General features: G+C 43.9%; 25 protein-coding genes. 21 read left to right on the top strand and 4 right to left on the bottom strand.

The window, feature by feature from the left end:
- Positions 1-86 precede the first annotated feature (86 nt).
- From D0C36_RS12535 to D0C36_RS12545, 3 genes are read left to right on the top strand one after another with little or no spacing between them, the layout of a single operon-like run.
- A complete protein-coding gene (locus D0C36_RS12535; protein WP_117391973.1) occupies positions 87-653 on the top strand; it encodes a tetratricopeptide repeat protein in 567 nt (188 codons plus the stop codon).
- Positions 654-687: 34 nt separating this feature from the next.
- The gene (locus D0C36_RS12540; RefSeq protein ID WP_117391974.1) at positions 688-1,617 is read left to right on the top strand and encodes an EamA family transporter; all 930 of its coding nucleotides are present in this window, start codon (positions 688-690) and stop codon (positions 1,615-1,617) included.
- Between the two features lie 38 nt (positions 1,618-1,655).
- Positions 1,656-2,513, top strand: coding sequence for an ROK family protein (locus D0C36_RS12545; RefSeq protein ID WP_117391975.1), 858 nt, complete (start codon positions 1,656-1,658; stop codon positions 2,511-2,513).
- Between the two features lie 322 nt (positions 2,514-2,835).
- Here D0C36_RS12545 and D0C36_RS12550 read toward each other — a convergent pair whose 3' ends face one another.
- Together D0C36_RS12550 and D0C36_RS12555 are read right to left on the bottom strand one after the other, a co-directional pair.
- Entirely contained in the window at positions 2,836-3,981 is a 1,146-nt protein-coding gene (locus D0C36_RS12550) for a hypothetical protein (protein WP_117391976.1), read from the bottom strand.
- A 17-nt stretch (positions 3,982-3,998) separates the two neighbouring features.
- Complete coding sequence (locus tag D0C36_RS12555; protein ID WP_117391977.1) at positions 3,999-4,889, bottom strand: TssN family type VI secretion system protein; 891 nt, start codon at positions 4,887-4,889, stop codon at positions 3,999-4,001.
- 114 nt (positions 4,890-5,003) lie between these two features.
- Here D0C36_RS12555 and D0C36_RS12560 point away from each other — a divergent pair, with 114 nt between their 5' ends.
- A complete protein-coding gene (locus D0C36_RS12560; protein ID WP_117391978.1) occupies positions 5,004-5,939 on the top strand; it encodes a type VI secretion system baseplate subunit TssG in 936 nt (311 codons plus the stop codon).
- 93 nt (positions 5,940-6,032) lie between these two features.
- Here the strand turns inward: D0C36_RS12560 and D0C36_RS12565 are convergent, their stop codons facing one another.
- Both D0C36_RS12565 and D0C36_RS12570 read right to left on the bottom strand, forming a co-directional pair.
- Complete coding sequence (locus D0C36_RS12565) at positions 6,033-7,883, bottom strand: type VI secretion system baseplate subunit TssF (RefSeq protein WP_117391979.1); 1,851 nt, start codon at positions 7,881-7,883, stop codon at positions 6,033-6,035.
- 5 nt (positions 7,884-7,888) lie between these two features.
- Complete coding sequence (locus D0C36_RS12570; RefSeq protein ID WP_117392742.1) at positions 7,889-8,323, bottom strand: GPW/gp25 family protein; 435 nt, start codon at positions 8,321-8,323, stop codon at positions 7,889-7,891.
- Between the two features lie 218 nt (positions 8,324-8,541).
- Here D0C36_RS12570 and tssO (D0C36_RS12575) point away from each other — a divergent pair, with 218 nt between their 5' ends.
- The 17 genes from tssO (D0C36_RS12575) to D0C36_RS12660 all read left to right on the top strand — a co-directional run bounded on the left by tssO (D0C36_RS12575) (position 8,542) and on the right by D0C36_RS12660 (position 26,602).
- Entirely contained in the window at positions 8,542-9,060 is a 519-nt protein-coding gene (gene tssO, locus D0C36_RS12575; protein ID WP_117391980.1) for a type VI secretion system TssO, read from the top strand.
- 5 nt (positions 9,061-9,065) lie between these two features.
- Positions 9,066-9,554, top strand: a complete 489-nt coding sequence (gene tssO / locus D0C36_RS12580) for a type VI secretion system TssO (RefSeq protein ID WP_147321989.1) — start codon at positions 9,066-9,068, stop codon at positions 9,552-9,554.
- Between the two features lie 39 nt (positions 9,555-9,593).
- Positions 9,594-10,556 carry a PKD domain-containing protein gene (locus tag D0C36_RS12585; protein ID WP_117391982.1) on the top strand — a complete coding sequence of 321 codons (963 nt, stop codon included), beginning with the start codon at positions 9,594-9,596 and terminating at the stop codon, positions 10,554-10,556.
- A gap of 22 nt (positions 10,557-10,578) precedes the next feature.
- A complete protein-coding gene (gene tssR / locus D0C36_RS12590; RefSeq protein WP_117391983.1) occupies positions 10,579-12,948 on the top strand; it encodes a type VI secretion system protein TssR domain-containing protein in 2,370 nt (789 codons plus the stop codon).
- A 12-nt stretch (positions 12,949-12,960) separates the two neighbouring features.
- Positions 12,961-15,432 (top strand): ATP-dependent Clp protease ATP-binding subunit, encoded by a 2,472-nt coding sequence (locus D0C36_RS12595; RefSeq protein ID WP_117391984.1) that lies wholly within the window; start codon positions 12,961-12,963, stop codon positions 15,430-15,432.
- A gap of 95 nt (positions 15,433-15,527) precedes the next feature.
- Positions 15,528-15,968, top strand: coding sequence for a type VI secretion system contractile sheath small subunit (locus D0C36_RS12600; protein ID WP_117391985.1), 441 nt, complete (start codon positions 15,528-15,530; stop codon positions 15,966-15,968).
- 32 nt (positions 15,969-16,000) lie between these two features.
- The gene (locus D0C36_RS12605; protein WP_117391986.1) at positions 16,001-17,389 is read left to right on the top strand and encodes a DUF5458 family protein; all 1,389 of its coding nucleotides are present in this window, start codon (positions 16,001-16,003) and stop codon (positions 17,387-17,389) included.
- Positions 17,390-17,810: 421 nt separating this feature from the next.
- Positions 17,811-18,380 carry an NAD(P)H-dependent oxidoreductase gene (locus D0C36_RS12610; RefSeq protein ID WP_117391987.1) on the top strand — a complete coding sequence of 190 codons (570 nt, stop codon included), beginning with the start codon at positions 17,811-17,813 and terminating at the stop codon, positions 18,378-18,380.
- Positions 18,381-18,497: 117 nt separating this feature from the next.
- On the top strand, positions 18,498-18,899 hold the full coding sequence (gene tssD, locus D0C36_RS12615) for a type VI secretion system tube protein TssD (RefSeq protein ID WP_117391988.1): 402 nt from the start codon (positions 18,498-18,500) through the stop codon (positions 18,897-18,899).
- Positions 18,900-18,981: 82 nt separating this feature from the next.
- Positions 18,982-19,374 carry a type VI secretion system tube protein TssD gene (tssD, locus tag D0C36_RS12620; protein WP_117391989.1) on the top strand — a complete coding sequence of 131 codons (393 nt, stop codon included), beginning with the start codon at positions 18,982-18,984 and terminating at the stop codon, positions 19,372-19,374.
- Between the two features lie 90 nt (positions 19,375-19,464).
- Positions 19,465-20,367, top strand: a complete 903-nt coding sequence (locus D0C36_RS12625) for a hypothetical protein (RefSeq protein ID WP_117391990.1) — start codon at positions 19,465-19,467, stop codon at positions 20,365-20,367.
- Between the two features lie 3 nt (positions 20,368-20,370).
- The gene (locus D0C36_RS12630; protein WP_117391991.1) at positions 20,371-20,976 is read left to right on the top strand and encodes a hypothetical protein; all 606 of its coding nucleotides are present in this window, start codon (positions 20,371-20,373) and stop codon (positions 20,974-20,976) included.
- 16 nt (positions 20,977-20,992) lie between these two features.
- On the top strand, positions 20,993-22,792 hold the full coding sequence (locus D0C36_RS12635; RefSeq protein ID WP_117391992.1) for a type VI secretion system Vgr family protein: 1,800 nt from the start codon (positions 20,993-20,995) through the stop codon (positions 22,790-22,792).
- A gap of 4 nt (positions 22,793-22,796) precedes the next feature.
- A complete protein-coding gene (locus D0C36_RS12640) occupies positions 22,797-23,606 on the top strand; it encodes a hypothetical protein (RefSeq protein WP_117391993.1) in 810 nt (269 codons plus the stop codon).
- Positions 23,607-23,610: 4 nt separating this feature from the next.
- The gene (locus D0C36_RS12645; RefSeq protein WP_199502013.1) at positions 23,611-25,305 is read left to right on the top strand and encodes a Hint domain-containing protein; all 1,695 of its coding nucleotides are present in this window, start codon (positions 23,611-23,613) and stop codon (positions 25,303-25,305) included.
- 1 nt (position 25,306) lies between these two features.
- Entirely contained in the window at positions 25,307-25,969 is a 663-nt protein-coding gene (locus D0C36_RS12655; RefSeq protein WP_117391994.1) for an SMI1/KNR4 family protein, read from the top strand.
- A 15-nt stretch (positions 25,970-25,984) separates the two neighbouring features.
- A complete protein-coding gene (locus tag D0C36_RS12660) occupies positions 25,985-26,602 on the top strand; it encodes an SMI1/KNR4 family protein (RefSeq protein ID WP_117391995.1) in 618 nt (205 codons plus the stop codon).
- Positions 26,603-26,605 lie beyond the last annotated feature (3 nt).

Genomic DNA, 26,605 nt, shown 5'->3' on the forward strand with positions numbered 1-26,605 from the left:
ATATATCGATATAGATTTTTCAGAATAGCGGCGGGTTTTACCCGTCGCTATTTTTGTTTAGCGCCAATTATCAGCAACTTAGTGTTATGAAACTACAGCCTAAACTGACAATTAACCTTTGCCTGCTGCTTTTCCTCATTACGAGCACAATTGCAGTGTACGGACAAAGGAAAAAAAAGGATGCTAATTATTATTTCAATGAGGCGCTAATAAGAGAAAAAGTTTCTCCTGGAAATCCTTACGTAGACTCTATATTCAGGAGCTGTATAAAGCTTTATTCAAAAGCAATCAAATTAAATCCTCGTTTCTGTGGTGCTTATGCAAACAGGGCATGGCTTTATTCAGAACTCAAAGACTACAAAAATGAGCTTTACGATCTGACACAAGCCATACGGTATTGCGCTCCGGCTGAGAAACTGATGCTACGTGAACTGAGAGCTGGAACATATTATCGTCTTGGGCAGTACAAAAACTCGATAAGGGATTATAATCAAACTATTCCCTTCGACAAAAATCAAGCTAATCTTTATTCGGGGCGTGCCATGTGCTACTGGAAACTGGGCGAAAAAGATAAAGCCTGTATCGATTACAAAAAAGCCTTAGGTTTGGATCCAAAAGTTGCGGAAGATAAAGAGTTTTTGGATTGTAACTGATTTACATTTTTTTAAGAACCGGCGTTAACTCACCATGACCAATAAAACCCCATCAGCTTTTCTTGTAGCGTTTGCCTTCTTCGCTATTTATGTGGTGTGGGGTGCTACGTATTTGGCGGTGATTTACGGGTTAAAAACCATACCGCCTTTTATACTGGTGGGCTTGCGTTATGCCGCGGCGGGGCTGATATTGATGGCTTGGTGCAAGATCAAAAAAGAGAAACTCCCAAAGTGGAAATATCTTTGGCGACATGCACTCAGTGGCACCATGATGCTGGTTGGCGGCACAGGCATGATAGCCTGGGCCGAGCAATACATCAGCTCTGGGCAGGCAGCCATACTGGTGGCTACCGAGCCACTGATATTTTTACTGGTTGATAAAAAGCGCTGGCCCGAATATTTTTCCAATAAATACATCCTCAGCGGATTGGTCATCGGCTTTACCGGCATCTTCTTGTTCCTTAAACTCGGCGTTACCGAAACCAATACCTCATCAATGGCCATTATTGCCAGCGTGGTGGTTATCATCAGCGCGCTGATCTGGGTGTTAGGATCGTTAATTACCAAAGATGCAAAAGGCGACAGCTCTACGGTGATGAACGCTTCGGTGCAATTAATTTCGGCGGGGATAGCTTGCGCCATCATCATCGCCATAAAAGGAGAGTACATCGGCTTTTCTTTCGGCAAAGTAAGTATGGAAAGCTGGGGTGGATTATTGTTCCTGATCGTGATGGGGTCATTGGTGGCCTATCTTTCGTTTATATGGCTTATCGGCATTAAGCCACCTGCTGTGGTAAGCACCCATACTTACGTTAACCCTGTAGTGGCCGTACTTTTGGGCTGGCTGTTTATTAACGAGCCGGTAAATGGGCAACAGCTTTTATGCTTGCTCATCATACTGGTGGGTATATTACTGGTTAACGTGCCCGGCTACATGAAAAAGAAACAGGAAATATCTGCCTGACTTGTTCACTGCTCAACAATTTCCTGCATCTTTAAATTATGGACGGTTTAAACATCATCGGTATCGATCTTGGCGCAACCAACGTGCGCGGCGCAATAGTAAACAATGGCAATCTATCTGAAATTATAGCGTCGCCCATCCAAAGCCAGGGTAGCGAGAGGGATGTTTTGGATGATATCTGCGGCATTATAGATACTCTGGTAAGTCAGCAGCTTGCCAAAGCCATCGGCATTGGTGTACCCAGCATGGTTGATGTTAAAGAAGGCATTGTGTACGATGTGCAAAATATCCCCTCATGGAAAGAAGTGCATCTGAAACACATCCTCGAAGAGAAATACAATATACCTGTATATATAAACAACGATGCCAACTGCTTTGCCATAGGCGAATATTACTATGGCAAAGGGCAGGGCTATGATAGCATGATAGGCCTTACCCAAGGCACCGGCCTGGGAGCAGGCATCATCGTAAACAAACATCTGTACAGCGGGCGCAACTGTGGCGCCGGCGAGTTTGGCCTGCTGCCTTACATGGATAGCGTGCTGGATTTTTATGCAGGCGGCTCGTTCTTTACCCTCACCAAAGGCATTAACGGTAAAGAAGTTTATCAGAAAGCATTACAGAACAATGCACAGGCACTTGAACTTTATGCAGAGTATGGCCGCCATGTGGGCTACGCTATAAAAGCCATTATGTACACTTACGACCCTGAACTGATAGTACTTGGTGGCTCGGCAAGTAAGGGTTACCCGTTTTTTGAAAAAACCATGTGGCAAGAGATCAACACCCTCGCATATCCGCGTGCCGTACAAAATTTAAGAATAGAAGTATCGGCATTAGAAAACAGCGGCATACTTGGGGCAGCGGCCCTATATCTTGATTCGGCAAGGGTATAAAAAACGAAATCCCCCGGTGCTCGCCACCAGAGGATTTCAACCTAAACCTTATCACAATTACCCGGCAAGGATGCCGGTATAATGAACCGCAAAGTAACAATTTATAGTTGGCTTTTACAGCCATTTAATGAAATTCTAATCTGAATTTTACAAAACATGGTATTTTATTCGCGTAATCTCTAAAAAACAAGAAAAGAAGCCTGTTTTTTTGCCTGCTAAACAGATATATGTCAGTTTAGCATTTAATCTTCGAGGCTTTTGGGGTGGATAAAAAAGAAAAGCCGCCTTATTTTCATAAGGCGGCTTCCATAAATAACGGTTGTTAATCAAGTAATGTCCATGTTCGCTTGGCTTGTACGGCTTGTACAACCTGCTGCTCGGCAACAACAATGTTTTCTTTGCGCTGGCCAATATATTCTAACGTGCTCAATTTGTTCCACAACGCTATTAAAACACGCATAAACTCTTCAATAGTGGTCATGGCGGCGCCAATATCATGATGGTTGTATACTATCTCTATCAATCGCGCCAGCAGCTCTTCAAAATTACCGGGGGTAACATCCTTCCACTCGTAAAAATACTTTAGCAACTCCTCGCGCTCGTTACCGGCAATACTTTTTATGGTGCTGAAAAAAACATGCGCCATCTCAGAAAAATAACCCACCATTACCAGCGGTGGCTGGTGGTGTACCATATTGCGGTAAGGAAAGTAAATGCGCGCAATAAAATCAAGCATCTTATCGCAAAGCGTTTTTACATTTTTACCGATGGTTGAGATATTATCCTTAGAGGTGATCTTATCAATAATACGGAATGACAGTAACTGAAAATCGTTGAGTTGATTGCTAAAGTGTTCGTAGTATTTGATCAGATCGGGGCTGCTCAGGATACAGGTTGATGGCGGGATATAGCTTTTTACCACCTCAATTCCTGCACCGTTACGCACAAACTTGCCCACTTCCAAATAATTATTGCTGCGGGCACTTATTTGTGATGCCGGCAATATGGTAATACCGTACTGGTTATCCACCTCAGGATATCTCAACGGAGATTCCTCGGCGTTTGGCTTTCCCGAGGCTACGCGCTGGTGAGGATCTACAGTTAAAATAATATAGTAGGTCTCGGCGCCATCGCTACCCAGCTCATTGCTAAAGTAATGGTTAAACACCATTTCTTCGCCCATGGCTGCAGGAGATATAAATATGCGGTAACCTTCGGCAGTTACGGCATTACATTGTTTAATTTTTATCTGGATGCTGTTAGCGGGCCTTTCAGTTACCTGTATATCAAGCGATATCTGTTCACCGTTAAAAGGGGGCAGCAAACCAAAGTTGTTAGTGTTTAGTGTAAGCGAATTGCTGTCTCTAACAATGTCCTGTATAAAGTCATCAGTCTGTACAAAATGGTCGCTGGAGATCTTCATCCCATCAACCCAGTTTACAGCGCGGTATTTTATAGGCAAAATCATACTTTAAAGTTTTGGTATTATAAATAAACAGCCTGGTCGCCCGCTTTTTCAGGCGTGCTTACAATCTCAGATACCCGCTTTGCAAAGATCGGGAACTTCTCAGTTATCTTATTTTGTTCAATATCCAGGTCGGGATCAATAAACTGTCGCTGCTTAAAAAACGACGGTTTAATGTAAAATATCCATTTATAGCTTTCATTATTATATAAGTGCTCGATCTTAGATTCAGGGAACTTCAGGTTATAATCATCAATAAACTTCTGGAACCATAAGCCAAAGTTCATATTTCGCGGAGCCTTGGCTTTCACCTTAAGCGGCTCTTCATCAGCGGTGTGCTTATATAGGTTTACCTCTAACACCAGCAATTTATTAAAATCAAGGTGCTCCATACTGATGTCTTCAGCCACACGCGGGTACTGCCATACTTTGTATATCTCCATCGGGATGTTAAGGAAAGCAACATACGCCCACCAGAAAACAACAGGCACCAGGAAAACAAACACCGATGATGATGCCCAAACGCCATAACCCAGGTTGTTAAGCCAGTTAAAGCCCAGTTTAAACAGAAATACACCGAGAATGCACGATATGAGGCAGCAGACAAAGAAAAACACACGTTTTTCTAACAACATCTGCTCATAATAAACCCCAGCCTGCCATACAAACAGGGTACCTATAACCAGGTAATAGAACTGGCAAAAGATATAGCCCCAGGGCATAAACTGCAGGTCTAAAAAACCGAGCAAACCGGGCAGGCCCAGTACAATGCCGGTAAGCAGAATAATTACAATAAGTTTCTTGTTGTTTAGTAGCTTGTTCTTTTTGTTTAAAATAGTCATTACCGCAGTGGAAATAACTACAACGAGGGGGAAAAGCAGGTATCTTATAAAAAACGATTTAACGTCCATACAGCAATAGGGTTGTGGTTCAAATTCACTGAAAATTAAAAAAGTGAAATTTGTATAATCAATTACCAATAATTGTGGTTATTGTTTTAAGTAAGACGAAATATTAACATTAAAATGCCACAAAAAAGAGCTAACCGCTTCAATACCGACTTTAAAGCCGTAACCCTTGCTGCAGAGTTAATTGAGCAGGGCGAGGTGGATGCCGACAAAGTGATTGTACTGCCGGTTGGCCCGCAGGAACGCGCATACGCCAAAGAGGTACGCGAAATAAGCACCTATATCTCGGCCTTTCGCGACAGGCCCATGACAGCCATCCGCATTAACCGCGAGGGTTTGTATGATATGCTGCCCGAAGGTTTGTTCCACTCGCCTCCAAAACCAAGCGAAGGGCTGGATGAAGAAGGCATGATAAAAGACATTGCGGCCCGCCGCGAGGAAGAAAAATACGCACGCGCTTTCTTTGCCCCTTTTGAGGCCGAGCTTTATCATATACGCACCATTGTTGAGCTTTACGAGAGCCGGTTGGACAAGAAAAGCGAATACGATGAGCTGGTAAACATCTTTTTAACCGAGTGGCGGGAGTTTAAATGCTTCACCAATAAACAAATGGTGATATTGATGCACGTTTTGCCGGTGATACACGAGCAGCGCAATAACCTGCCTTTCATCAGTAATGTGCTGGGGATTATGTTTGAGATGCATTTTGAGTTAGAGTACCGCATTAAAGAAGCCAGCCCATCACCAGAGGCCGAAGCATTGCAGACCAAACTTGGCCAGGGCATTTTAGGTGTAAACTTTATTGCAGGCTACGTACAGGAACCCGAAGAGGAGCTATCTATAACTATAGGCCCGCTTAATTCAAAAGAGATGCTGGGCTTTTTGCCGGGCACGCGAACGGCAAAGGCTTTAGAAGTTTTACTATCTTATTTCATCCCGCTGCAAACGGGGTATGTAACCCATTACGTAGCCGGGCCGGAGTATCAAAAACTATTACTCGGCCCCGATCAGGAAAATTCCTGCCTGGGTGTTACCACTTACCTTGGCAACTAATTAAGCAAGTAAATATTTCATTGCTGCCAACCCTCTCACTTTGTATTCCGTTGGCTAAAGTTAACGGCAATGAGTATGATTTACAGCCGGCAATTAGTTAAGGAACAACCTGTAGTGCGAGTTGAGCACACTGCGGCTTACCAGTTTTGATTTCAGCAGCTCCAGCAACATATCCCATTCTTCGGCAGAGAGACGTAGGTTGTCAACAGGTTTCAGGTAAATGTCTACCGTTTTCTGAAAACCCTCTTTGGGGTTTTGCGATACCACCACACCTTTGCCAATTTTAACATCTGTTATTTTGTTGCCCAGTTCATAATAGCAAAAGCTCACCAAATCAGCCTGGGTAACTATGCGGTCTTTTGTAGTGAGGCCATATTTGTAGGCCTGGATACGCTCGGTAGCACCAAGGCTGTTACGGCCACCGGTGGTGCTGGTCATCAGTCGCAGGCTTTCATCGCGGATCTTCAGCATTTCAAACTGCTGCAGTTTTGTACCGCGGCGTATGTTGTTGGCCGCATCGGCAAGGGTTGTCCAGTACTGTAGATACAGCATAGTGGCTTTGTTACCGGGCTTTACTATCAAATAATTGAATGCTCCTGCCTTATCCTTGGTCATCCGCGATTTACGTTCTATAAGCGCCAAATTCTGTTCAAGGGTTTTCAGCATCCCGCTTAAAAAATCGCTGCCATAGCTGGCAAAGGCCGCCTTTTCATCACGCAATAATTCAAACAAATACTCAACCAATTGCTGTGCGCTACGGCTATCAAAACGCTCGGCACCGCCATTGCGGATAGAATAGCTGCCTTCAAAGTTATGCTCGGCCTGGGTATAGGGTATTTCAGAATAATAAGTATTCTTATCATCAAACAGATCTTTCACCGAAAGGAACAACTCACTACCTGAAGGTTTAACCGGGATAATATTGTTGGTGTCTTTCAATCTATATTTTTGTTCGTACAAACGGCGATTAACCACCGGGAAACAATTTAAAGACAACTGCAGCTCATCAATTGCCGCGGCAGACATGGCAGCCGGGAAAGTGAGCTTAAGCCAAACACATGGTTTTAATCGCGCCAGTTCTGATGCATTGAAAGTACCTGCAAACTCTACCGGATAAAGCTTTCTTTGATTTGTGATATCGCCCAGCTTACTATCAGTTATTGTAATGAAACGGTTGTTATAGTATTCCTTAATATCGCGGGTAAGCAGGTTGATGATATTTTGCTCATGAAAAACCGGGCGGTTCTTTATATCCTGCTCATCGTGGTATTTAAGGCCGGGGCTAAGTTCCAGCTCATTATCATCCAGGTAACCTTTAACTACCGATAGCAGGGTGTATAGATCATCGCTGGTGGTGTAATCGGCCCACTCAAAAAACAAAGCTACATTGGTAAGGTTGGTTAGCTGGGGGCCACACTCAATACCTACCCAAAGGGTATTTACTTCGGCACCATAACCTTGTGATGCATTTAAGATCAAACTTTTGTGTGATGCATCCTGGTGCTCATACAAATGCCTGCCGCTAAATGTATAGCGTATGCCTGCGTTAAAAACAGCCACATCGCCTACCGGCGAAAAGAAAACATCACTTTCTTCCTGGCCCTGCTTGGTAGTTTCTTTGGTTGCAGGCCTGCGGTAAAAAAAATGGTTATTTGTGCGCAGCATCTCATGGTTTTCAATAGGCTGCCCTTTTAATACACCGTGCGCCGGCAAAGCCGATGTAAGGTAATCTGAGGCCAGTATGCGCGAGATTTTATTGAGCACGCGGTTCTCCAGATTTTTTACATCGTTTGATACGTTGAAGATCTCGGTGCTTAATGCCTCTATCAGCAACTTCACCATGGGGTCCATATCGTTTACGTTGGTGGTACCCCAAAAATCCATTGCATTGCGCAGCATGCGCGTGCGTATATCTTCTTTGCTATTGAAAAAAATCGTGCTCATAAAATTCAGGTTGATAGTGGGCTTAGGTAAAGTGCGGTAGAGAATACATAGTTTTCGCCGGTTTGGTGAACCTTGCCTTTTACTACAATTTCTACACGTTTTTTAATTTCGCTTACATTGCGCAGGGGGTAAAACTTGCTTACTTCTTTTATATGCACATCCAACTGTACATCATAAATGCGCTGCTCATGCGTGGTGATAGATTTTAATAACGATTGGCGCAATTTCTCCTCCCAGGTACTCTCGCTTACGATAAGTTCAAAATCAAGTTCCCATATCTCGCAGCCAAAATCGGGCTTATAACGATGTTCGCCAAAACGGGTAAATATCAGCAGCTCCAGGTACTGCGAAATTGAGGCACCTATGTCATGCGCTTCAAGATCGCGACCCTGCATGAGCCGGTTAAAACGTAAAGGCTTTTTATAGAGAGGTGTAGACATTAGCCGGTTAAAAAAAACAGTTATAAGGTTAATTTTTTCATCTACCGTAAACAATTCTTTTCGCAAATGGTTGTATTTGCGTCGTGTAGGTTGAAAATCTATTTATCAACAAGAAAATAAATAGACTGTTTTAAGCATAACAGAGAAAGTTTATTGCTTACCGTGCAGAAGGCTGACAGATAACAAAAATATCCTTAACCATAAATAGAATCACATAGATGAAGCCGATCAACAATGGCGAGTTGCGCAGGGCCTATATCAAATTCCTATCCTACTTTGCTTTTCTTTTAGTTTTTAGCGTAGTGGCTGTTTACTTCTTTTTTATGACAGCTAACCGCGAGGTGCTGATGCTTAATGCAAGGGTAAAGCAATCAAACAAGCTAATGGCGACACGTACTGATATCAACGCCAAGTTTGACCTTATTATGCTGCGCATGCAACAGCTATCGCAGTATACCAAGATGAACTCGTCTGAACTGAACAACCAAAACCTTATCCTGAATGATATACAAGAAAATAACATGAAGATACAGGCCAAGCTGCAGGATAACCACATCCCGCTTAAAAGCTTTGACCTGTACAAGAAGCTAAGCGACAATGTAGCTACTGCCGCAAACATTAAAGATTCACTTTTCACTACCCGTTTCCAGATAGAAAGTTTACGCTCGCAGGTAGAGGCATGTAACAGGGCCAACCAATCTGCAGTAAACCGTATCAGAGGACGCTTTGGACGATAACACCTATGATGAAGTTTAGCTTAAAAGAAAAACGCGAAAAGTTTCTGTTCTTTCTGTGCCTTTTTGCGTTCACAGCAGCTGTATTATGTACAGCTATATTTTATAATTATGGCGATAGCAGCGAGATATCAAAAGCCGATTTTGCCAAACGCTTGCAGGAAGAAGACCGTTTTGAAAGCGTTTGTGCCGATGCCGAGCCTACTATTGATACCAGCTACGCCCGCATTGTAAAATTTAACCCCAATGTGCAGGCGCTTTTCCTTGAAAATGATATCAAAAACTCGATAGCCGCCATCCGCTCGTTCTACAATGCGCGCTCTTATGATAACCGCTACAAGTTTTTTGTTTACGCATCAAAAATACAGGAGAACCTGTTTTATGACAAAAGCGAACTGCGTGGCAACTACAACGATATCAACAGGTTAAATAAACTATCAGAAGACTGTAAACTATCAAGCCGGCAGCTGCAGCAAAGCATGAGCAACCACCGGTAAAAATAAATCCCAATCCTTTAATAATTATCACTAAACACAATGGCAGACGATCAAAACTACGGTAGATCAATCAGCACAAACAGACAGGGCTACATCTTTCTATATATTGTAGTAAGCATCCTGCTGCTGGCGGGGTTGATCTTTTTATTCAAAAGTTCGCTTTTTGATAAGCGTACTGTAAACGCAAAGATCCTTAAGGACGAAATATTGCTCGATGAAGACCTTATCTACTCAGATAACACACAAAGCGCCAACAGCTGGCTGTGGGAGTTTGGCAATGGCGATAAATCAACCAAACAAAACGGCACTTACCATTATAGCAAACCCGGCGCTTACATTGTACGCCTTACGGTTGATGGTAAGCTACAGCAACAGTTCCCGGTTGATGTGAAAGAAGTTACCGCGGCACCTGTAAACGCCGATACCTTGATCACCGTTAACGGCCCTACCCAAGGTATAGTAAATGAGCAGGTAAGGCTTGAAGCACAGGGCACAGCCCGTATCTACGAGTGGTCGTTCGGTGAAACGGGCCGTGTGGATGTAAAAGGCCCTACAGCGCTTTATACTTACCATAACCCCGGCACCTATTTTGTAAAACTGAATACAGACAAAGGCCACCCGGCGTATCATAAGATATTGGTTACCAATCCCGATTCGGTTTTTAATACCATGGTTACCCCCGGCGAGGGCGAACAACGCGTTATTGATGATATCCGCGCGCACCTGCAAGCTATAGCCAACGGCGCCGACTTTAATACCCATTACTACTACCTGGTTAACAAATATTTTTGTGGTGATGAAAAGGTTACCGTTAACCTCGAATCAAACGCAGATAAGAAACAAACCGACTTTTACTCATACTGTATGCGCCTAACCTTTGGCGGCGGTATTTATGTTGACGAAGCGCAAATAACGCTGAAACCAAAGTCGACCTGCTCAAGCTTGTTAACGGTTAAGCAGCACTCTGCTACCGCTACACCGGGTATTAAACGTTCAAAATAATTAGCCTTTACCAAACACTAACATGAAAAACATACTTTGCATTTTCTCACTCTTGGTTGCCACTACTGCGGTTAATGCGCAGTCGCCGGTGTCAATAAGCAGAAAAGTAGCTACCCTTCCGGCTGCGTTTGAGAAACCCAACGATAAAACCAACGTATTTGACGATGGCAAAAGAACTTCATTGCCATGGATAGTATTCTCTGACCGCGAAGAGAATTTTACCACCACTGCTCCCGGCGGTTCTCTGGTAATGAAAAAGATAAAATTTATGGAGCCTTTTTATGTAAGCGAATCGCGCAATGGCTATATAAAACTCATAAAATACCAGGCAGGTATGGTGCAGGGCCGCAAGCTTACCAATAAAAAAGCTGCCCAAAGCTACGGCTGGATAAGCAAAAATAAGATGCTGCTTTGGCAATCGGCCTACGTAAGTTCGGCAAGTGGCTATCCTGAGAAAGCCATCACCATTGTATCGGGCGCCAACGCGCTAAATAATCCGGATGTTTATTATGACCGTACCGACTCGTTATATGTATACAATACTCCTGAATTAGAGCATAAGAAAACAAAGGTTGCATTAAACCAGCTGCTATACGTATTCAAAAAATCGGCAGATGGTAAAACTTTACTAATCGGCTCAGACCCTCAACTGGTGGCTGATAGCGCAGCGCATAGCGTATTTGGCTGGGTACCTGCCGATGCCGTGCACCGCTGGGGAGATAGGCTATACATCGGCTCTGCCAAACCATTTGAGGTAGATGCTGATGATTCTGTGGCAGCAGCCATCAATCAATCATTGCAGTTTGCGGCACCCACAACTAACGCCAAATTTGTGTTCGATCCATTGATAGATCCTGATCAGCCTGTACTGCGCAGCGTACCGGTTATACAATACAATACCGGCTCGCCAATGCAACTGGGTATAGCTACAGATGTTTATGATAAATCAAATAATAGCATCATCAACATTAAAGGCGGCCACATCAGCTACAAGCAGTATCTGGCTATCCGCAAAAATATCCGCAAAATAAACGTGGTATTTGTGGTTGATGGTGGCTCATCAATGCGTAACTATTACTCGGGCATCACCAGCTCGGTAAAATCATTCGAGAATGTTTTTGATAATTATAACCGTGGCCGCAAGATCAATTACGGTGTTGCCGTTTACCGCAGCCAAACCAATTGTAATACAGGCGGTGTAGAGCGCCAGGATTTTAATACCGATTACCGCAAAGTGATCAACTTTTTAGAAAAGCAATCTGCCGTAACCAATACGTGTACACCTGCCGCCAACAGCCAGCCTGTGTTTGATGGTATACGTAGTGCGCTGGGCATGTTTGCCAACCATAAAAATGAGACAAATCTTGTTGTGTTAATAGGCAGCACAGGTAATGCTAACGCCGACGCCAACGCAGTATCAGATCTCTCAACAGAAATTGCCATGGCTGATGCCCGCATCCTGGCCATCCAGGTTTATGCCGACTACAGCTCTATCTATAACGATTTCGTTATCCAATCGCGCAAATTGGTTTCCGAGTCGGCAGCTATACTGGCCGATCGTAAAAAGAGCCGCATGGTGGTGGGTGAAGGCTTGAGTAATACCCAGCAATTCAACGTATCGTTGTCAGATTCTATCTCATTCTACCTGGATTTCCCGAGGAACAGCCTCATCCAGGGTGCGGTGATATTCCCGCCGAAAGGAACGGTTAAAACCAACCAGGCTATGGAAGCATCGCTTAAACGCTTTATGGCCGAGACCCAAACTGATATAAAAATGCAAACCCGCTCACTGGATAGCGTATTCAGGCTAACCGGTCGCGAGCACCGTTACGTAACACCGGTGGTAATGTCGCAGTTCACTTCACCGTCTGAAACTTTAGGTGACGATATGCCGCATAATGCTTTCAAATATTTCCTGGCAGCAAATGCGCCGTCAAATATCGTGAGCAACAATCCCGGCAAATTGCAATATCTTATTATCCTTAACGAGGATGAGTACAAAGAAATGAACGATGTGCTTTCGCTGATGATAGGTGAAAATCTTGAGCCGGATGCCGGTAATTTCCGCAGCAAACTGCGCCGCAATTATATCGATATCATCAAGAAAAACATGGGCTTAAAAATGAGCAGCGGTGATATTAAAGATATGCTGCTGTCTGATTATATCCGTAAAACCATAGGTCTTGTACTACCAAGCGCCAAGGCTTTAGGCAAATACAAAGTAGGTAACCTAAGCAGCACCAGCGATATGCCACAGCCACAGTTTGAGGCCTACCTGGCTTACCTGATAAAATGCCGCAACACCATAAGGCAGCAGGCACTTTTGCAACAGCGCTTCATATCAAACGGAAAAACATACTACTACGTAACCCAGGCTAACTGGCAGCAATAATAATAGCAGAACATGAGTGTACTCAATTTAAGCGATTCAGTTAAAACGGCGGTTAGGGTTGCGCAGTCGCTGGCCAAAGAATACCACCATAAGGAATTTGGCCCGGCTCACCTTTTGAAAGGATTGCTGCACCAGGAAGTAGGTTTAAAGAACTTCCTCAACTCGATAGGTAAAGATGCCGCCTACATTGGCGATTGGGCCGACGTGCGTATAGAAGATTACCCGCAAGCCATCAACGTACCCGACGAAATGCTGGGCAACGATGCCGTAAAAGCTGTTTTTGAAGAAGCAGACAACGTGCGCGTAAAGCTTGGTTTAGATTCAGTTACTCCGGTTTGTATCCTGGTTGCATTAGCCAAGCCAAACGTAGGTTTTGATACCGGCCAGCTGAAGTCTTTCCCCGTAAAAGAGAAAGACATCCTTGATGTTTATATACAGGACGAAGGTGTTCAACAGGCCGTTGCTCCATCCGTTGCCGATGCAGCGGATACCAGTAGCGGCAAAAGTGGCAACGCCCTGTTAAAATATACCATTGATCGTACAGACCTGGCCCGACAAGGCAAAATAGACCCCATCATTGGCCGCGATAAAGAAACGCGCATGATCATGGAGATCCTGAGCCGCCGCACCAAACCAAACGTAATTATTACAGGCGATGCAGGCGTGGGTAAAACCGCTTTAGTTGATGGATTTGCTTTGGATATCATTGATAACAAAGTGCCGCAATCGCTGCAGAACGTGAGTTTGTTTGAGCTGGATCTGGGTTCGCTCATTGCCGGTGCATCTTACAAGGGCGAGATAGAGGACAGGCTAAAGAACATTCTTCGCGAGTTAAAACAGCAGGAAAAAGCCATCCTGTTTATTGATGAGATTCATACGCTGTTGGATAACAAGGGCCCAATAGGTGGTGGCGTAGGCAACCTGCTGAAGCCCGAGCTTGCCCGTGGCGAGATCACTGTTATAGGTGCAACCACCATGGATGAGTACCGCAAGATCATTGAGCCGGAGCAGGCATTTAGTCGCCGGTTTGAGGTACTGCAGGTGGCCGAGCCGGATATTGATACCGCCATAAAAATGCTGGAGAAACTGGTGCCTTATTACGAGGAACACCACGGCCTTAAAATAGATAACGAAGCAGTTAAAGATTGTGTGCGTTTAGCAAAACGGTACATGAAAGACCGCCGCCTGCCCGATTCGGCATTTGACCTGATGGACCGTACCATGGCCGCCATAAGGCTCATGAACGATACATCAGACATGACGTTGGATGAGCTAAACGAAAAGTTCACAGAGCTGAAAACTGCTGAAGATTCAACCGTTGCCGATTACAAGTGGCTGTACAACCTCATGCAGAACAAAACCAGCGCCGTTCTTTTAGGCAAACTGGAAGATGAAACACAGGTAAGCGCTTTTGAAACGGCAGATGAATACATTGGCTATTTTGATAAGAACCTGCCACTGCTGGGCGAGTTTGCAAAAGAGAAAACCAGCACCGTTGATAAGCAGGATATTGCGGCTATCATCTCCCACAAAACCGGCATCCCGATAGGAAAAATACAGGCGCAGGAAAAGGAACGCTTACTGAACATGGAAAGCTTCCTGAAGAAACGCGTTGTTGGCCAGGACCAGGCTTTGAAGGCTGTATCTGATGCCATACTGGAATCGCGGAGTGGATTGAACAAGAAGGGGCAGCCTATTGGTTCATTCTTCCTGCTGGGCCCAACCGGTACCGGTAAAACAGAGCTGGCCAAATCCATAGCCGACTTTTTGTTTAACGATGAAAAGGCGATGATTCGCTTTGATATGTCGGAGTTTAAAGAAGAACACTCGGCAGCCCTGCTTTACGGAGCGCCCCCGGGATATGTGGGTTACGAAGAAGGCGGTTTACTGGTGAACAAAATTCGCCAGCAACCTTATGCGGTGCTATTGTTTGATGAGATAGAGAAAGCCCATCCATCGGTATTTGACATTTTCTTACAGATACTTGATGAAGGACACATCCATGACCGTTTGGGCAAAGAGGGAGATTTCTCAAATGCTTTGGTACTGTTCACCTCAAACATTGGCAGTGAGTGGGTGGCAGACCAGCTTACAAAGGGCATTATGCCAACCTCAACCCAACTGATGGAGATCATGGGTGGCCACTTCCGCCCTGAGTTTTTGGCAAGGCTATCAGAGATAGTTCCGTTTGCACCGATATCAGAAGATAACGTGGTGCGCATCTTCGAGATCCAGTTGAAGAGCCTTATTGAGTCGCTAGATAAAATGGGTATCAGTTTCGAGATAAGCGAAGAAGCAAAGAGCATGCTGGCGCTTGGTGGTTTCACGCCTAAATATGGTGCAAGGCAGTTATCGGGGGTTATCCGCAACCGCTTGCGCAGGCCAATATCGCGATATATTATTTCGGGCGAGTTAAAGAAAGGCCATACTATTAGTATTGGCAAAGAAGCCGAAAGCGATGAACTAACGTGGACAATTAATTAATTGCTAACCAGTTAATGCATTATCGCTACAAAACATTTTAAAACAAATTAAGTTATAGTAAAATATACAAATGTTACACCTCACACCTTTATTATATGTTTAACTACGAAATTGGAGGGAACGAAGTAAAAGTAGATACCTCAGAAGCATTTGGTGAGATAGCTCCCAATAAAACTTTATTTATCCAAAAACTTACAGATAACGAGCCGCTGCGCCCCGAAAAGGTAGAAGGATTAACCACTGTAGAAGCGGTTTTTGATCATTACAAACCTAATGTTAACCTTAATTTGAACCGCCAGGATGGATCAACCATCACCGAGAACATCAAATTTGGTACGCTTAGCGATTTTAGTGCAAAACGTATTGTACAGCAAAGCAGTTACCTGCGTAAGCTGAACATTGAGCGCGAAATGTATATGAACATTATTAAGCAGCTTAAAACCAACAAAACATTAAAAACCACGCTTGATAACGAAGAAACGCGTGCAGCTTTTGTAAGCGCGCTTAAAAACTTTGTAAAAGAGCTTGAGCAATAACATCTTTCCCATAACCTTAACGCTACATACCTATGGCAACAACTAACGAGCAGGCCGTAAACAATACATCAGCAGAACAGGCATTTAAGCCCGCTGAACGCCCGGCCGCCAAAGAGCTATCGCTACAAGATAGCCTTGATAAACTTTCGCGTGTTGGTGGTTTTGATCTTTTAGAGACAACCATTGATGGACTGCAAAACCTTAACCCCGAGCGCAAAGCACGTAAACAGATATTTTTAACCGATGATGAGAAGAAACAAGAGCGCGAAGAACTGAGGCTGAAACTTGGCCAGTGGATAACCGCGCTTGAAGAAGGCTCATCTGTTGGTGAGATGGTTGAAAAAAGCAACGAGAAACTTCAACTTGCTGAAGAAAACCTCAACAGCAATGTTAAAGAAGCCCTTGAAACTACCAAAGAACTGGAGCAGGCTTATCGCTCAATGCACCTTTTCTACAAAAACACAGAGGCCGATAAGCTGCGTAATGTGGTAGTAATGAATGCCAGCCTTGACCAGTTGAAAGAGCTGGATAACCCCCGCTTTATTGAGTACGTGGGTAACGAGCTGAAACAGAATTACGACAGGTTAGACCTTCGTAAAAACTACTCTATTATGGTTATCCCTGGTTACCTGGGATCGAACAAAGTAGTTGAGCGCTGGTCAAAAATTGCTTACGATAATAAAGTGATGCTGGTAACCGACTTTGCCGACCTTGACCAGCCGGATGACGTGGTTGACCTGTTCACCGCAGCCAACCTTACCGGTGGCGACGCCTTTAAATCAAATACCATCATGACCTGTAACTGGGTTGTAGGCCGCGATAAAGTAGCCGAAGTTGGTGAGGAAGATAACCTGTACATACCGGGCTCTGCTGCATTGGCCGGTAAAATGTACTACACCTTAATGTCGCAGGTTACGGCTGGTAAAAAACATGGTGCCGTAAATGAGGTTGATGGCGTACGTTTTGATTTGAAGAAAAGCGAGATATCGCACCTGGAAAGAATTGGTTTAGTGCCTATGGTTAATGAGTACGGTAAAGTAATGGCATTTTCTGCCAAAACTTTATTCAACGGCGATAATATCGGTCTGCAAACCTACTCTGTAGTGCGCGTGTTCGATTATATCACCAAAGTGCTATTCGACTTTTTGAACCGCCGTGCGTTTGAAAACTGGAACTCAAAAACTGAGCAGGATCTGCGTAGCCAGATAGTAAAATTCCTGGATAACATACAAGGACCAGACAGGCTGATAGAGCGTTTTAAGATCCTGCGTTTTGAACGCGATGAGGTACAGAAAGACCGCATCCACCTGGATATCAACATCACCCCTTATTTCCCTGCCAAAAGCTTCGTGGTTAAGCTTGATGGCCACAAAGGCGATGATGGTAATACCAGTTGGGAAACTGATTACAAACAGCAATAAGCTTATTTATATGCTAATGAAAGCCGGAAGAGATGATCTTCCGGCTTTTCTTGGTTTAAAATAGTTGAATGAGGAGCTTTCGCGTTGATTGTTGGAGAGGACACCATCAACAACGTCGCCTTTTCGAGTGTTTACTTACACCAGCGGTGCAAAAGGTCGGTAGAAAATAATCATTAGAAATACCTGCTTGCCGTAGGTACGCCACTCTGATAGTTTCGTACCTAACAGAGCGATCATAAACGATATCAATATGCTACCGACCTTTAACTCCTACGGAGTTAAAAACACTTCATCATTCACAATTCCACATTCAGTGTTGGATATTACCCCAACTTGTTGATGTCTTCGCCAACAACATTACATTAACTTTATCTCTGCCTGTCTTTATTGTTAAATTCAATTACTTTTGCTGCTGTTAAATATGAAGCAGGTAGTAATTGTAAACGCAGACATCAATAAAACCGAAACTACGCGTGCCCTTATTGAGGCTTACCGCGAAGGTGCCGTGGGTGTCTCGGCCTCTGTAAAAGACATTGTTATTGCCGACCTTAAATTTAACCCCAACAAACCACTCATGGGCCGCATGGCCGATCCGGAAACAGACCTTACCGATGCCATGGTAAAAATGAAGTGGGCCAGCCACATTATCATCTTTTGCCCTGTTTATAAAAGCTCTATCAATTTTAAGATAAAGGGTTTCTTTGACCGCATTTTTCAACCCGACCAGGTTTTTGTGGTGAACCAGGGGAATTTTAATAATGATTTCAGGGGACGCACGGCTCGCATCGTCTCCATCCTTGACGAAGAGGCCTGGGCCGACTGGCAAACTGACCAGAAGCCAACCTATCTATCCATTAAAAAAAATGTACTGGAGCGCTGCCGCATCCACCCGGTACATACCAGCACTATTGGCCATCTGTACTCGCTTGAGAATGAATACACTCAAAAATGGCTTAAAAAACTCTTTAACTTTGGCGCAAAAATCATTTAAAAAACCTCTCGCCAAAAAATAATTACTTTCTCTAAAACAATACTTTACCCCATTTGTAGTTAATAATATAGATGCCGATGGTCGGTATTTTACATTTAACCTTTAAAATTTATCGTTATGGCTTTCAAAGCAAGATTAAATTTTTCGGGCAAAGAGTACGATGTGCTTAATTGCTCGTATGCCCTTAACCGCGATGTTGACTCAAAAGGACGCCCGTCCTCAGGTGTTTATGGCGGCACAATTGACATAGAAGTTGAGTCTACCGAAGACACTTCAGTTGTCGAATCAATGGTGAACAACCAGTACAAACCTCTCGCTGGTACCTTGTTGATCAAAAAATCTGAAGAAGATGCAAAAATGAAAGAGCTGACTTTTGAAGACGGCTACATTGTGAAGTATTCTGAAGGTTTGGATATCACAGGCGATACGCCGATGAGCTACAAATTCACAATCTCTGCCCGTAAACTAAAATTAGGTAGTGCAGAGCATACGAATGACTGGCCGGGCGTTAACGCATAACCCTCAAAAGTTTTTTTGATCAGTTAAGGGAGATGTGGCCAACAGCCCTTCTCTAAAGGTATTACATTAAAATTTTACTAAAATGGCTTTTAAAGCAAGAATTAATATAGGCTCAAAAGAGTTTGACGTACTACAATGCAGCTATGCCCTAAGCAGAGATGTTGATGCAAAAGGCCGCCCATCATCGGGCGTTTATGGTGGTACTATCCAGGTTGAAGTTGAATCTACCGAAGATACTTCGGTTATCGAATCAATGGTAAACAACCAGTACAAACCACTTGCAGGTACTATCACCTTCAAAAAATCAGAAGAAGACGCCAAAATGAAAGAGTTAAGCTTTCAGGATGGTTACATCATCCAATACAATGAGGGTTTATCTATTATAGGTAACGCCCCAATGTCGTTGAGCTTTGTTATCTCGGCACGCACCCTAAAAATTGGTAATGCCGAGCATGAGAACGATTGGCCTAAATAAGATCTGACGATCAGCCTTTCGTTATAAATGATACGGAGGAGATACAAAGTCTATCTCCTCCTTTTTTTTCCAATTAGTTCTTTATTTTTTATGCAGAAAAAGAAAAGAATAATTAAGCCGGCAGCAAAGACCACTAAGAAGAAAAAAGTATCCTCAACGCCAACGGCTATGGAGTACATTGATCTTTTTAACAAGTGCGAGATAAAGAAAGAGAAGATTGCAGAGGTTGATAAGATAATTGATGATAAAATAGTAGCCAACCGCAACCGTTACGATCAGATCTCAAACTTAGTACGTGGCGGCGGCTCAAACACTTTACTGTTTGGCAGCCCTCCTTTGTTTCAGCAACCCAATCCTTTTTACAACAGGTTTGGTGCTTTAGACCGCTTAACATCAACCGATAGCCTTATAACAAACAACGCCACCCTTACAGCTCCCTCATTTAAACTAAACACGGGTAGTGCTTTTGATCTGTTGCAAGGAAAATTTACTGAAACTACTGATAGCAAATTTGGCTTAAACCGAGATTTGTTTGCTACCGGTTTTTTTAACAGTTCATCAGTACCATGGTATTTTATAGCCTGCGTACATTATATGGAGTGCAGTTTCAGCTTTAAAAAACACTTACACAACGGCGACCCTTTAACAGGCTACACCGTTCACGTGCCGGCGCACAGGCCTAAAGTTGGGCATCCGCCACCGTTCACATTTGAGGAAAGTGCTGTTGATGCTATTAAGTTTATGAAGTATGACCAGGTAACCAACTGGAGCCTGCCTTATATTTTATTAAAACTTGAAGGCTACAATGGTTTTGGATATAACGCCAGAGGGGTTAAAACGCCCTATCTGTGGAGTTTCTCAAACCATTATGTAAAAGGCAAATACGTGTCAGACGGTAAGTTTGATGCCGATGCTGTTTCATCACAAATGGGTGCGGCCGTTATCCTGAAAAGGATGGAAGACCGTGCCCTTATCAGTATCCCAAGAAATTGACCAATGCGGGTAAAAAAATATATCAGACTTATTGCCACAGTGCTATTGCTGCAGGTTGCCTACGGGTGCGAAAGCCAACCCGCCGGTGCAACATCGCCTGCAGTTAAACCTGCGCGCGATAGTTCTGCAAATACTACAAAGCCGGCTGCATTAACAGATGAACAGTTGTTCCGTGTTTTTTTTAGCAAGTTTAAAAATGTTATAAAAACACAGAACAAAACACAGATACAATCTATGTTCAACTTCCCCCTTCAAACTAACCCGCAGTGGAGTAACGAGGATCTGAAAAACAGTAAAGTTGATTATAAGTCGGGGCTTTTAACAGGCGTTGAATTTGCCGCTTTCTATCCCGATATTTTTACAAAAGATGCCGTAAAGCTTATCCCGGCCAGTGTAGAGGATGACCTTTCTGAAATTGATAAAACCACTACCGAAGATTACTATAAAAAATTAATGCCCATTACCGATAAGGGAAGTACCCTATACGAATTGGAGAAACAATATACCCAGGATAACGGGCAGGAAACTTCATTTGGTTTTGTGTTTGGCAAGGTTAAGGGCAGTTACAAGGTTATAAGCTATTACAGGCCATGGCCATTAAAAGACTAAACCTAAGCGTATTATTATGGAAACAAAGATCAAAGTAGATATTAGCATTGAGGGTACGCCAATAACGCACTTCTCATCATTTAATCTTGAGCAACGCTTTAACGAGCATCAGTCGTTTCAGCTGCGTTTTAACCACCATCAAATTGAGAACACCAACAAGGTAACGCTTGAAAAATCTAAGGATTTTATCGGCAAAAACCTTACCGTACAATTTGGCCGCGGCGAAGAGAGCGAACATCAGTTCACCGGTAAAATAACCCGTGTAGAGATAGCCCAAAGCCACGGCTTTCAGGGTGATATTGTGATAAGCGGCTTTAGCCCTACCGTACTTATTGACCGCGGGCCCGATCTGGGATCATATCTTAACAAGGATTTGAAAACCATTGTTCAGAAAGCAACTGAGGACGCACCGAAGAATGATCTGAATTTCAACATCAATCCGGCATACACTTCGCCTATTGATTACATTATCCAGTATCGCGAAAGTGATTTTGATTTCATCAACCGCCTCTCTGCCGAGTACCACGAATGGTTTTACTACGATGGCGTAAAACTAAACTTTGGCAAACCCTCAAAACTGGATGAAGTACCATTGATATATGGCCGCGACCTGCACAGCCTTCAATATGGTTTACAGATAGCGCCACTTAAATATCAGAAGTTTGCTTATCATTCACCAGAAGATCAACTGCTGAGTTCGCAACCGTCTCCATCAAATGGCGGCAATCCCGATCTTTCGCATGTTATATCGGCATCAAACCAGGTTTATAGTAAACAATATAACGAGCCCCTTGATGTACGCGTGAACAATCAGAAAGAGATAGACACCTTTGTGAACGATGAGCATAAAGCCATCGTATCTGAGTTGCTGAGCATCATGGGCAATGGCGATAATCCTCACGTTAAATTAGGCTCTATAGTAAACATCAGCACCAGTATGCGTGCCGAGAGCGGTTTCCAGGTGCAGGATTTTGGTAAGTTCCTGGTAACAGCGGTTTACCATCAGTTAGATGGCGTTGGCCACTACCAAAATACCTTTGAAGGCGTATCTGCCGACAGCGAAAAACTACCCGTGCGCAATGCCGAAAAACCAATGCCCGATATACAACTGGCCAACGTAGTTGACAATACCGACCCGCAGGGCCAGGGCCGCGTTAAGGTGAAATTTAAATGGCAGTGCACCTCAAATGATAACACCGAGTGGCTGCGCGTGATGACGCCCGATGCAGGTAACTCTGATAAAGTAAGTAAGAACCGCGGTTTCGTATTCATCCCCGAGGTGGGCGACCAGGTGGTTGTAGCTTTTGAAGAAGGTAACATTGCCCGTCCGTTTATTTTGGGAAGCGTTTTCCATGGTAAAAATGGCTCGGGCGGTGCGGCGAGCAATAACAGCAAAAGCGTAACCTCAAAAAGCGGTCACACCATTTTTATGGATGATGCCGCGGGCATATTGGTGCGAGATAAAACCGGGTTAAACCACATTTTTATTGATGGTAACAATGCCATAACCGCCACTGCTGATAACAATGTTAACCTGCAAACCGGCGGGGTAATGATAACTCTTAATAAAGAAGAAGATAAGATAGTGCTGCAGGCTAAGAATATTGAGATCCGCGCAGCCGAGAACTTCTCTATCTCAGGTGATGGTGGCCCAACCAAAAACGGAAGTATGAGCTTTGATACCAAGCTGGATATATCTGTAAAGAACGATCTGAGCATGAGTGGCGAGGCAAATGCCAAGCTGAACAGTGCAGCAGTGAACATTGTAGGTACATCAACAGTAATTGACGGTAAACCGGTAAAGATCAACTCGTAAAACAATGGAAAACAAAGTTTCAGAAAACAGATATAAGCTTACCGTGCGCGGTAATGCCAAAATGCTGAAAATGGTTGATAGCTTTGCCACCACCGGCGAGTATACGCTATCCTATTTTGGCTACCACGGGCCTCGCCCCGAACTGAAGGAATACATGCTTGAGGAACATGAGGTAAAACTTACCGAGTACCATGACCCTAACACCTTCCAAATTATACAATACGTAAATAAAATAGCCTGCATCTACAACCGCCAGCATGTTTGTGTTAGCGGCAGTGGCGATATTAAAGGCCTGTTAAACCTGCCCGAAATAAAAACCAAATGGGATACGCTCAAAAAAGAGCTGATGCAAACCAACCCTATTGCTGCATTTGAGGTGATACGCCACAAGGATCGGGAACTGGCTAACCCGCCAGATTTGATCGACAACCTGGCCAATTCGCACTTTATGCATCTGTTCCTGTATAGCTATAATGCTACGGCAGATAATGTTACCTATACAGAAAGCCGCAAAAGTCGCGACCGTATGGGCATTGGCTTTCTGTTCCCGGTAAATGTAACCTACACAACCGAGCTTACTGATGGCAAATATGTTACCACAACAGAATCGGTACTGAACGAAAAAAGCAACGAGCTTGACAAAAAGCTGATTACGCAGGTTACCGGCGAGAAAGAATTAGATGTAAAGCATTACACTAAAGCAACCTTTGAGCGCGATGTGCAGGGCAACCTGCTATCGGCACACATGCAGGTGTTTGAGCAATTAAATAACGATTACAAAACAGACCTATACCTGGATCTGGAAAGTATATAAAATTATGGCTGAGGACTTACAGTGGTTAACTGAGAAGCATTACCTGGTATGCCCAAAGGGTGTAATGTTTAAGCAGATGAAGGTGACCAGTCAAAACCAAGTCACCTTTAGCGGTAACCTTGCGGCCACTACGGCCGATACCATGAAGGATAATGTTTTTTTATGCCTGGGTAGTACCGCATTTGCTGCAGGTGCAGCAGCGGGTTTACTTGTGGCAGCATTAGCGCTTATGGCCGTACCGGTAGCCGGTTGGGCCCTTGCGCTTATAATTGGTGCAGCATTATTGCTGGCCATTGGTGTTGGTTATTTAAAATGCAAAGCCAACGCAAGCTCACGCGTGTGGGTAAATTCATCTCCCAATTTAAAGATACACGGCCATGAGGGCCTGGTGGTTAAACAAAGCCAGTTATCATGCGTGCCCGAAGGTACCATGATAGATATCAAGGAAACATTTTGGGAAGCAATGGCCAGCACTACCATGAACAATGTTGGCCACATTGCCAACTTTGCGTTTGGCTTTTTGGCCGGGCGCGGTATGGGTAGCATGGCAGGTACCGCCGCAACATCGGGTTTACGGGCAGCCGGTGCCGAGTTTTTGCAGGTGGCACGCGCCGAGATGGGTAATATGTTTAACCCTGCAACCCTATTTGGTAAAATGGGATGGTTTTGCCGTAGCATGCGTGGCCTGGGTATGGCCGCCAGCTACAAAACGCAATACGATATCTGGAGCGACCCTGATAAAAACGCTGCCGAAAAACTACTGGCAAGCGGGCAGGAGCTTATCCTTTCTGTATTTGCCGCAAAAGGCGCTTCATTGGTTTGCTTCCCGGCGGGTACATTGGTGCATACCAATAATGGCTTAGTTCCAATTGAGAGCATTGCCGTAGGTTCAATAGTATGGACCATGAATGAAGCTACCGGCGACCGCGAGCTTAAAGCGGTAAAGGGCATCCATCGCCGCACCACCTTAACCATGATGGTGATTGAGCTGGATAACGGCAACATATTTGAAGTTACACCAGAGCACCGCTTTTTTGTAAACGATGAGTGGGTTGCCATTGAGCATATTGCTACAGGAGAAGAATTGGAGCTGGTTGATGGCGAAAAGATAAAACTTAAAAACAGCGCACTGGTAAGTAAATCGGCCAATGTGTTTAATTTTGATGTTGAAGACAACGAGAATTACTTTGTTACCGAAGAAGGTGTTTTGGTTCACAACGGCTACAGCAAAAAACCAAAAACAGAGCCCGAAGGTGGTGGTACCAAACCGCCTAATGAGCGCCAGATAACACAGGCCGAATACGACGAGTTAAGGGCGCAAACGCCAAGCAAGAAGATAAGGGCCGAAGTGAATAAAGGTTACAAACCTGGTATGGATGACCGTGCATTGCCTGGCTTAAAAGTTGACAAACCGCTGCATGCCGACCACATTGTACCGATGGACGAAATTACCCGCATGGACGGATTTGGACAACTAACCAGGGAACAGCAACTTGCGGTTTTAAATAATAAAGAGAACTTTATAGGCTTAAGCGGAACGGCCAATACATCTAAAGGAGCTAAAACATACGAACAATGGACGCGCTATAAAAAGGGCGGCATAGATGTGGATCCGGCCTTTAGAGAGGAGATGATCAAGAAAACAGAAGAGGCCCGCCAAGCGTTACAAGAGCAAATTCAAGGTTTATTAAAAGGCTGATATGGATAACTTACAGGAAATATTAACAGACAATAATTTTTTCGATTTCGAAATTGTGACATCGGTTAACGATAATGCCGACCTGCCCGATGCCTGGCGTAAGATAATTTCGGCAAACAACCTTTCAGATAAAAAGGCCATCGTCAATACCTATTGGAGCCCTTTTGCTGATAAATTAGCTAAAACATTATCACTCATTAACCATCATCTTGAAGATGTCGTGGTGATAAAAGAAAGCGGCGAATACCGCATGGTTTATCTCATCAATATAGATGATTTTGTATCGGTATACGTAGGCCATTTACCAACTACCGAAGGCCCTTTCCTTGATGAAATGCCTGAAGATATTGCAGCCTATTATAAAACTGTACACAATGGCTGGTACGAAAAAATAAGCGGTGGCCTTGGCTTCTTACCACTGCAAGACATTGAGTGGTTAAGCGACCAGGAATGGGGCATTTTAGAAGATATCCCTGCTCCTGATTTTGACCTCGACAAAGTGTTTTACATCTTCCACAATGCGGGCACAGGTTACTTATGTATTAACGTAACCAATCCGGATAACCCTGAGTATCTTATTTTCTGGTCTGATAAAGCACCAAAACTGGATATCGGCTTCTGGTCGTTCCTTGATTCGTGGATCGAAATTGGTTTAACCAATTAAGCCGGCAACGATACCATGAGCCGTTTCCGGGATAAAATAAGATCAGTTGGTGGCGTAGACTTCATCAGCCAAATAGCTGCAGAAGAGTTGAAAGCACAGCGGGTGCAAACCCTACAAGTGGTGCAAGATACAATGGGTGTGTTGCCGCAAGCCGATGTGATAGATTTTATTACTGATTTTGGCAACAGCTACTTTAAGAAGAATGTGTTTGGTAAAACGGCCAACACATCTTCTTTTTTAAATACAGAAGACATCGATATAGGCACCGTGTATGGCTGGCCCGACACCCATACCGGCATAAGAGAGATCATCAATACTTACAATATTGAAGAGCAATTGAATACCCGGTTCTTCCCACTATTTGAAGGCTATCCCGGTGATGTTATTTACTATTCTTTAAACCAGGATACATTCGGCAAAATATTTTACTGGCATCACGAAGGTGAGCTTGATGCGCCGGATACGCTGATTTCAAACTCATTTTCTGACTTTATTGATACACTGTTTATTGGAGAAGAAGACGAGGAAACAGACGAAGAACCACTTTCTGACGATGAATTAACCCGCATAAATGCCAATCGAAATAAGGCAGGTTTTCCGCCCATTGACAAGTACAGAAATATAATAGCCTAAACA

Origin of the sequence: Mucilaginibacter conchicola (assembly GCF_003432115.1) — a bacterium.
Lineage (GTDB): Bacteria > Bacteroidota > Bacteroidia > Sphingobacteriales > Sphingobacteriaceae > Mucilaginibacter > Mucilaginibacter conchicola.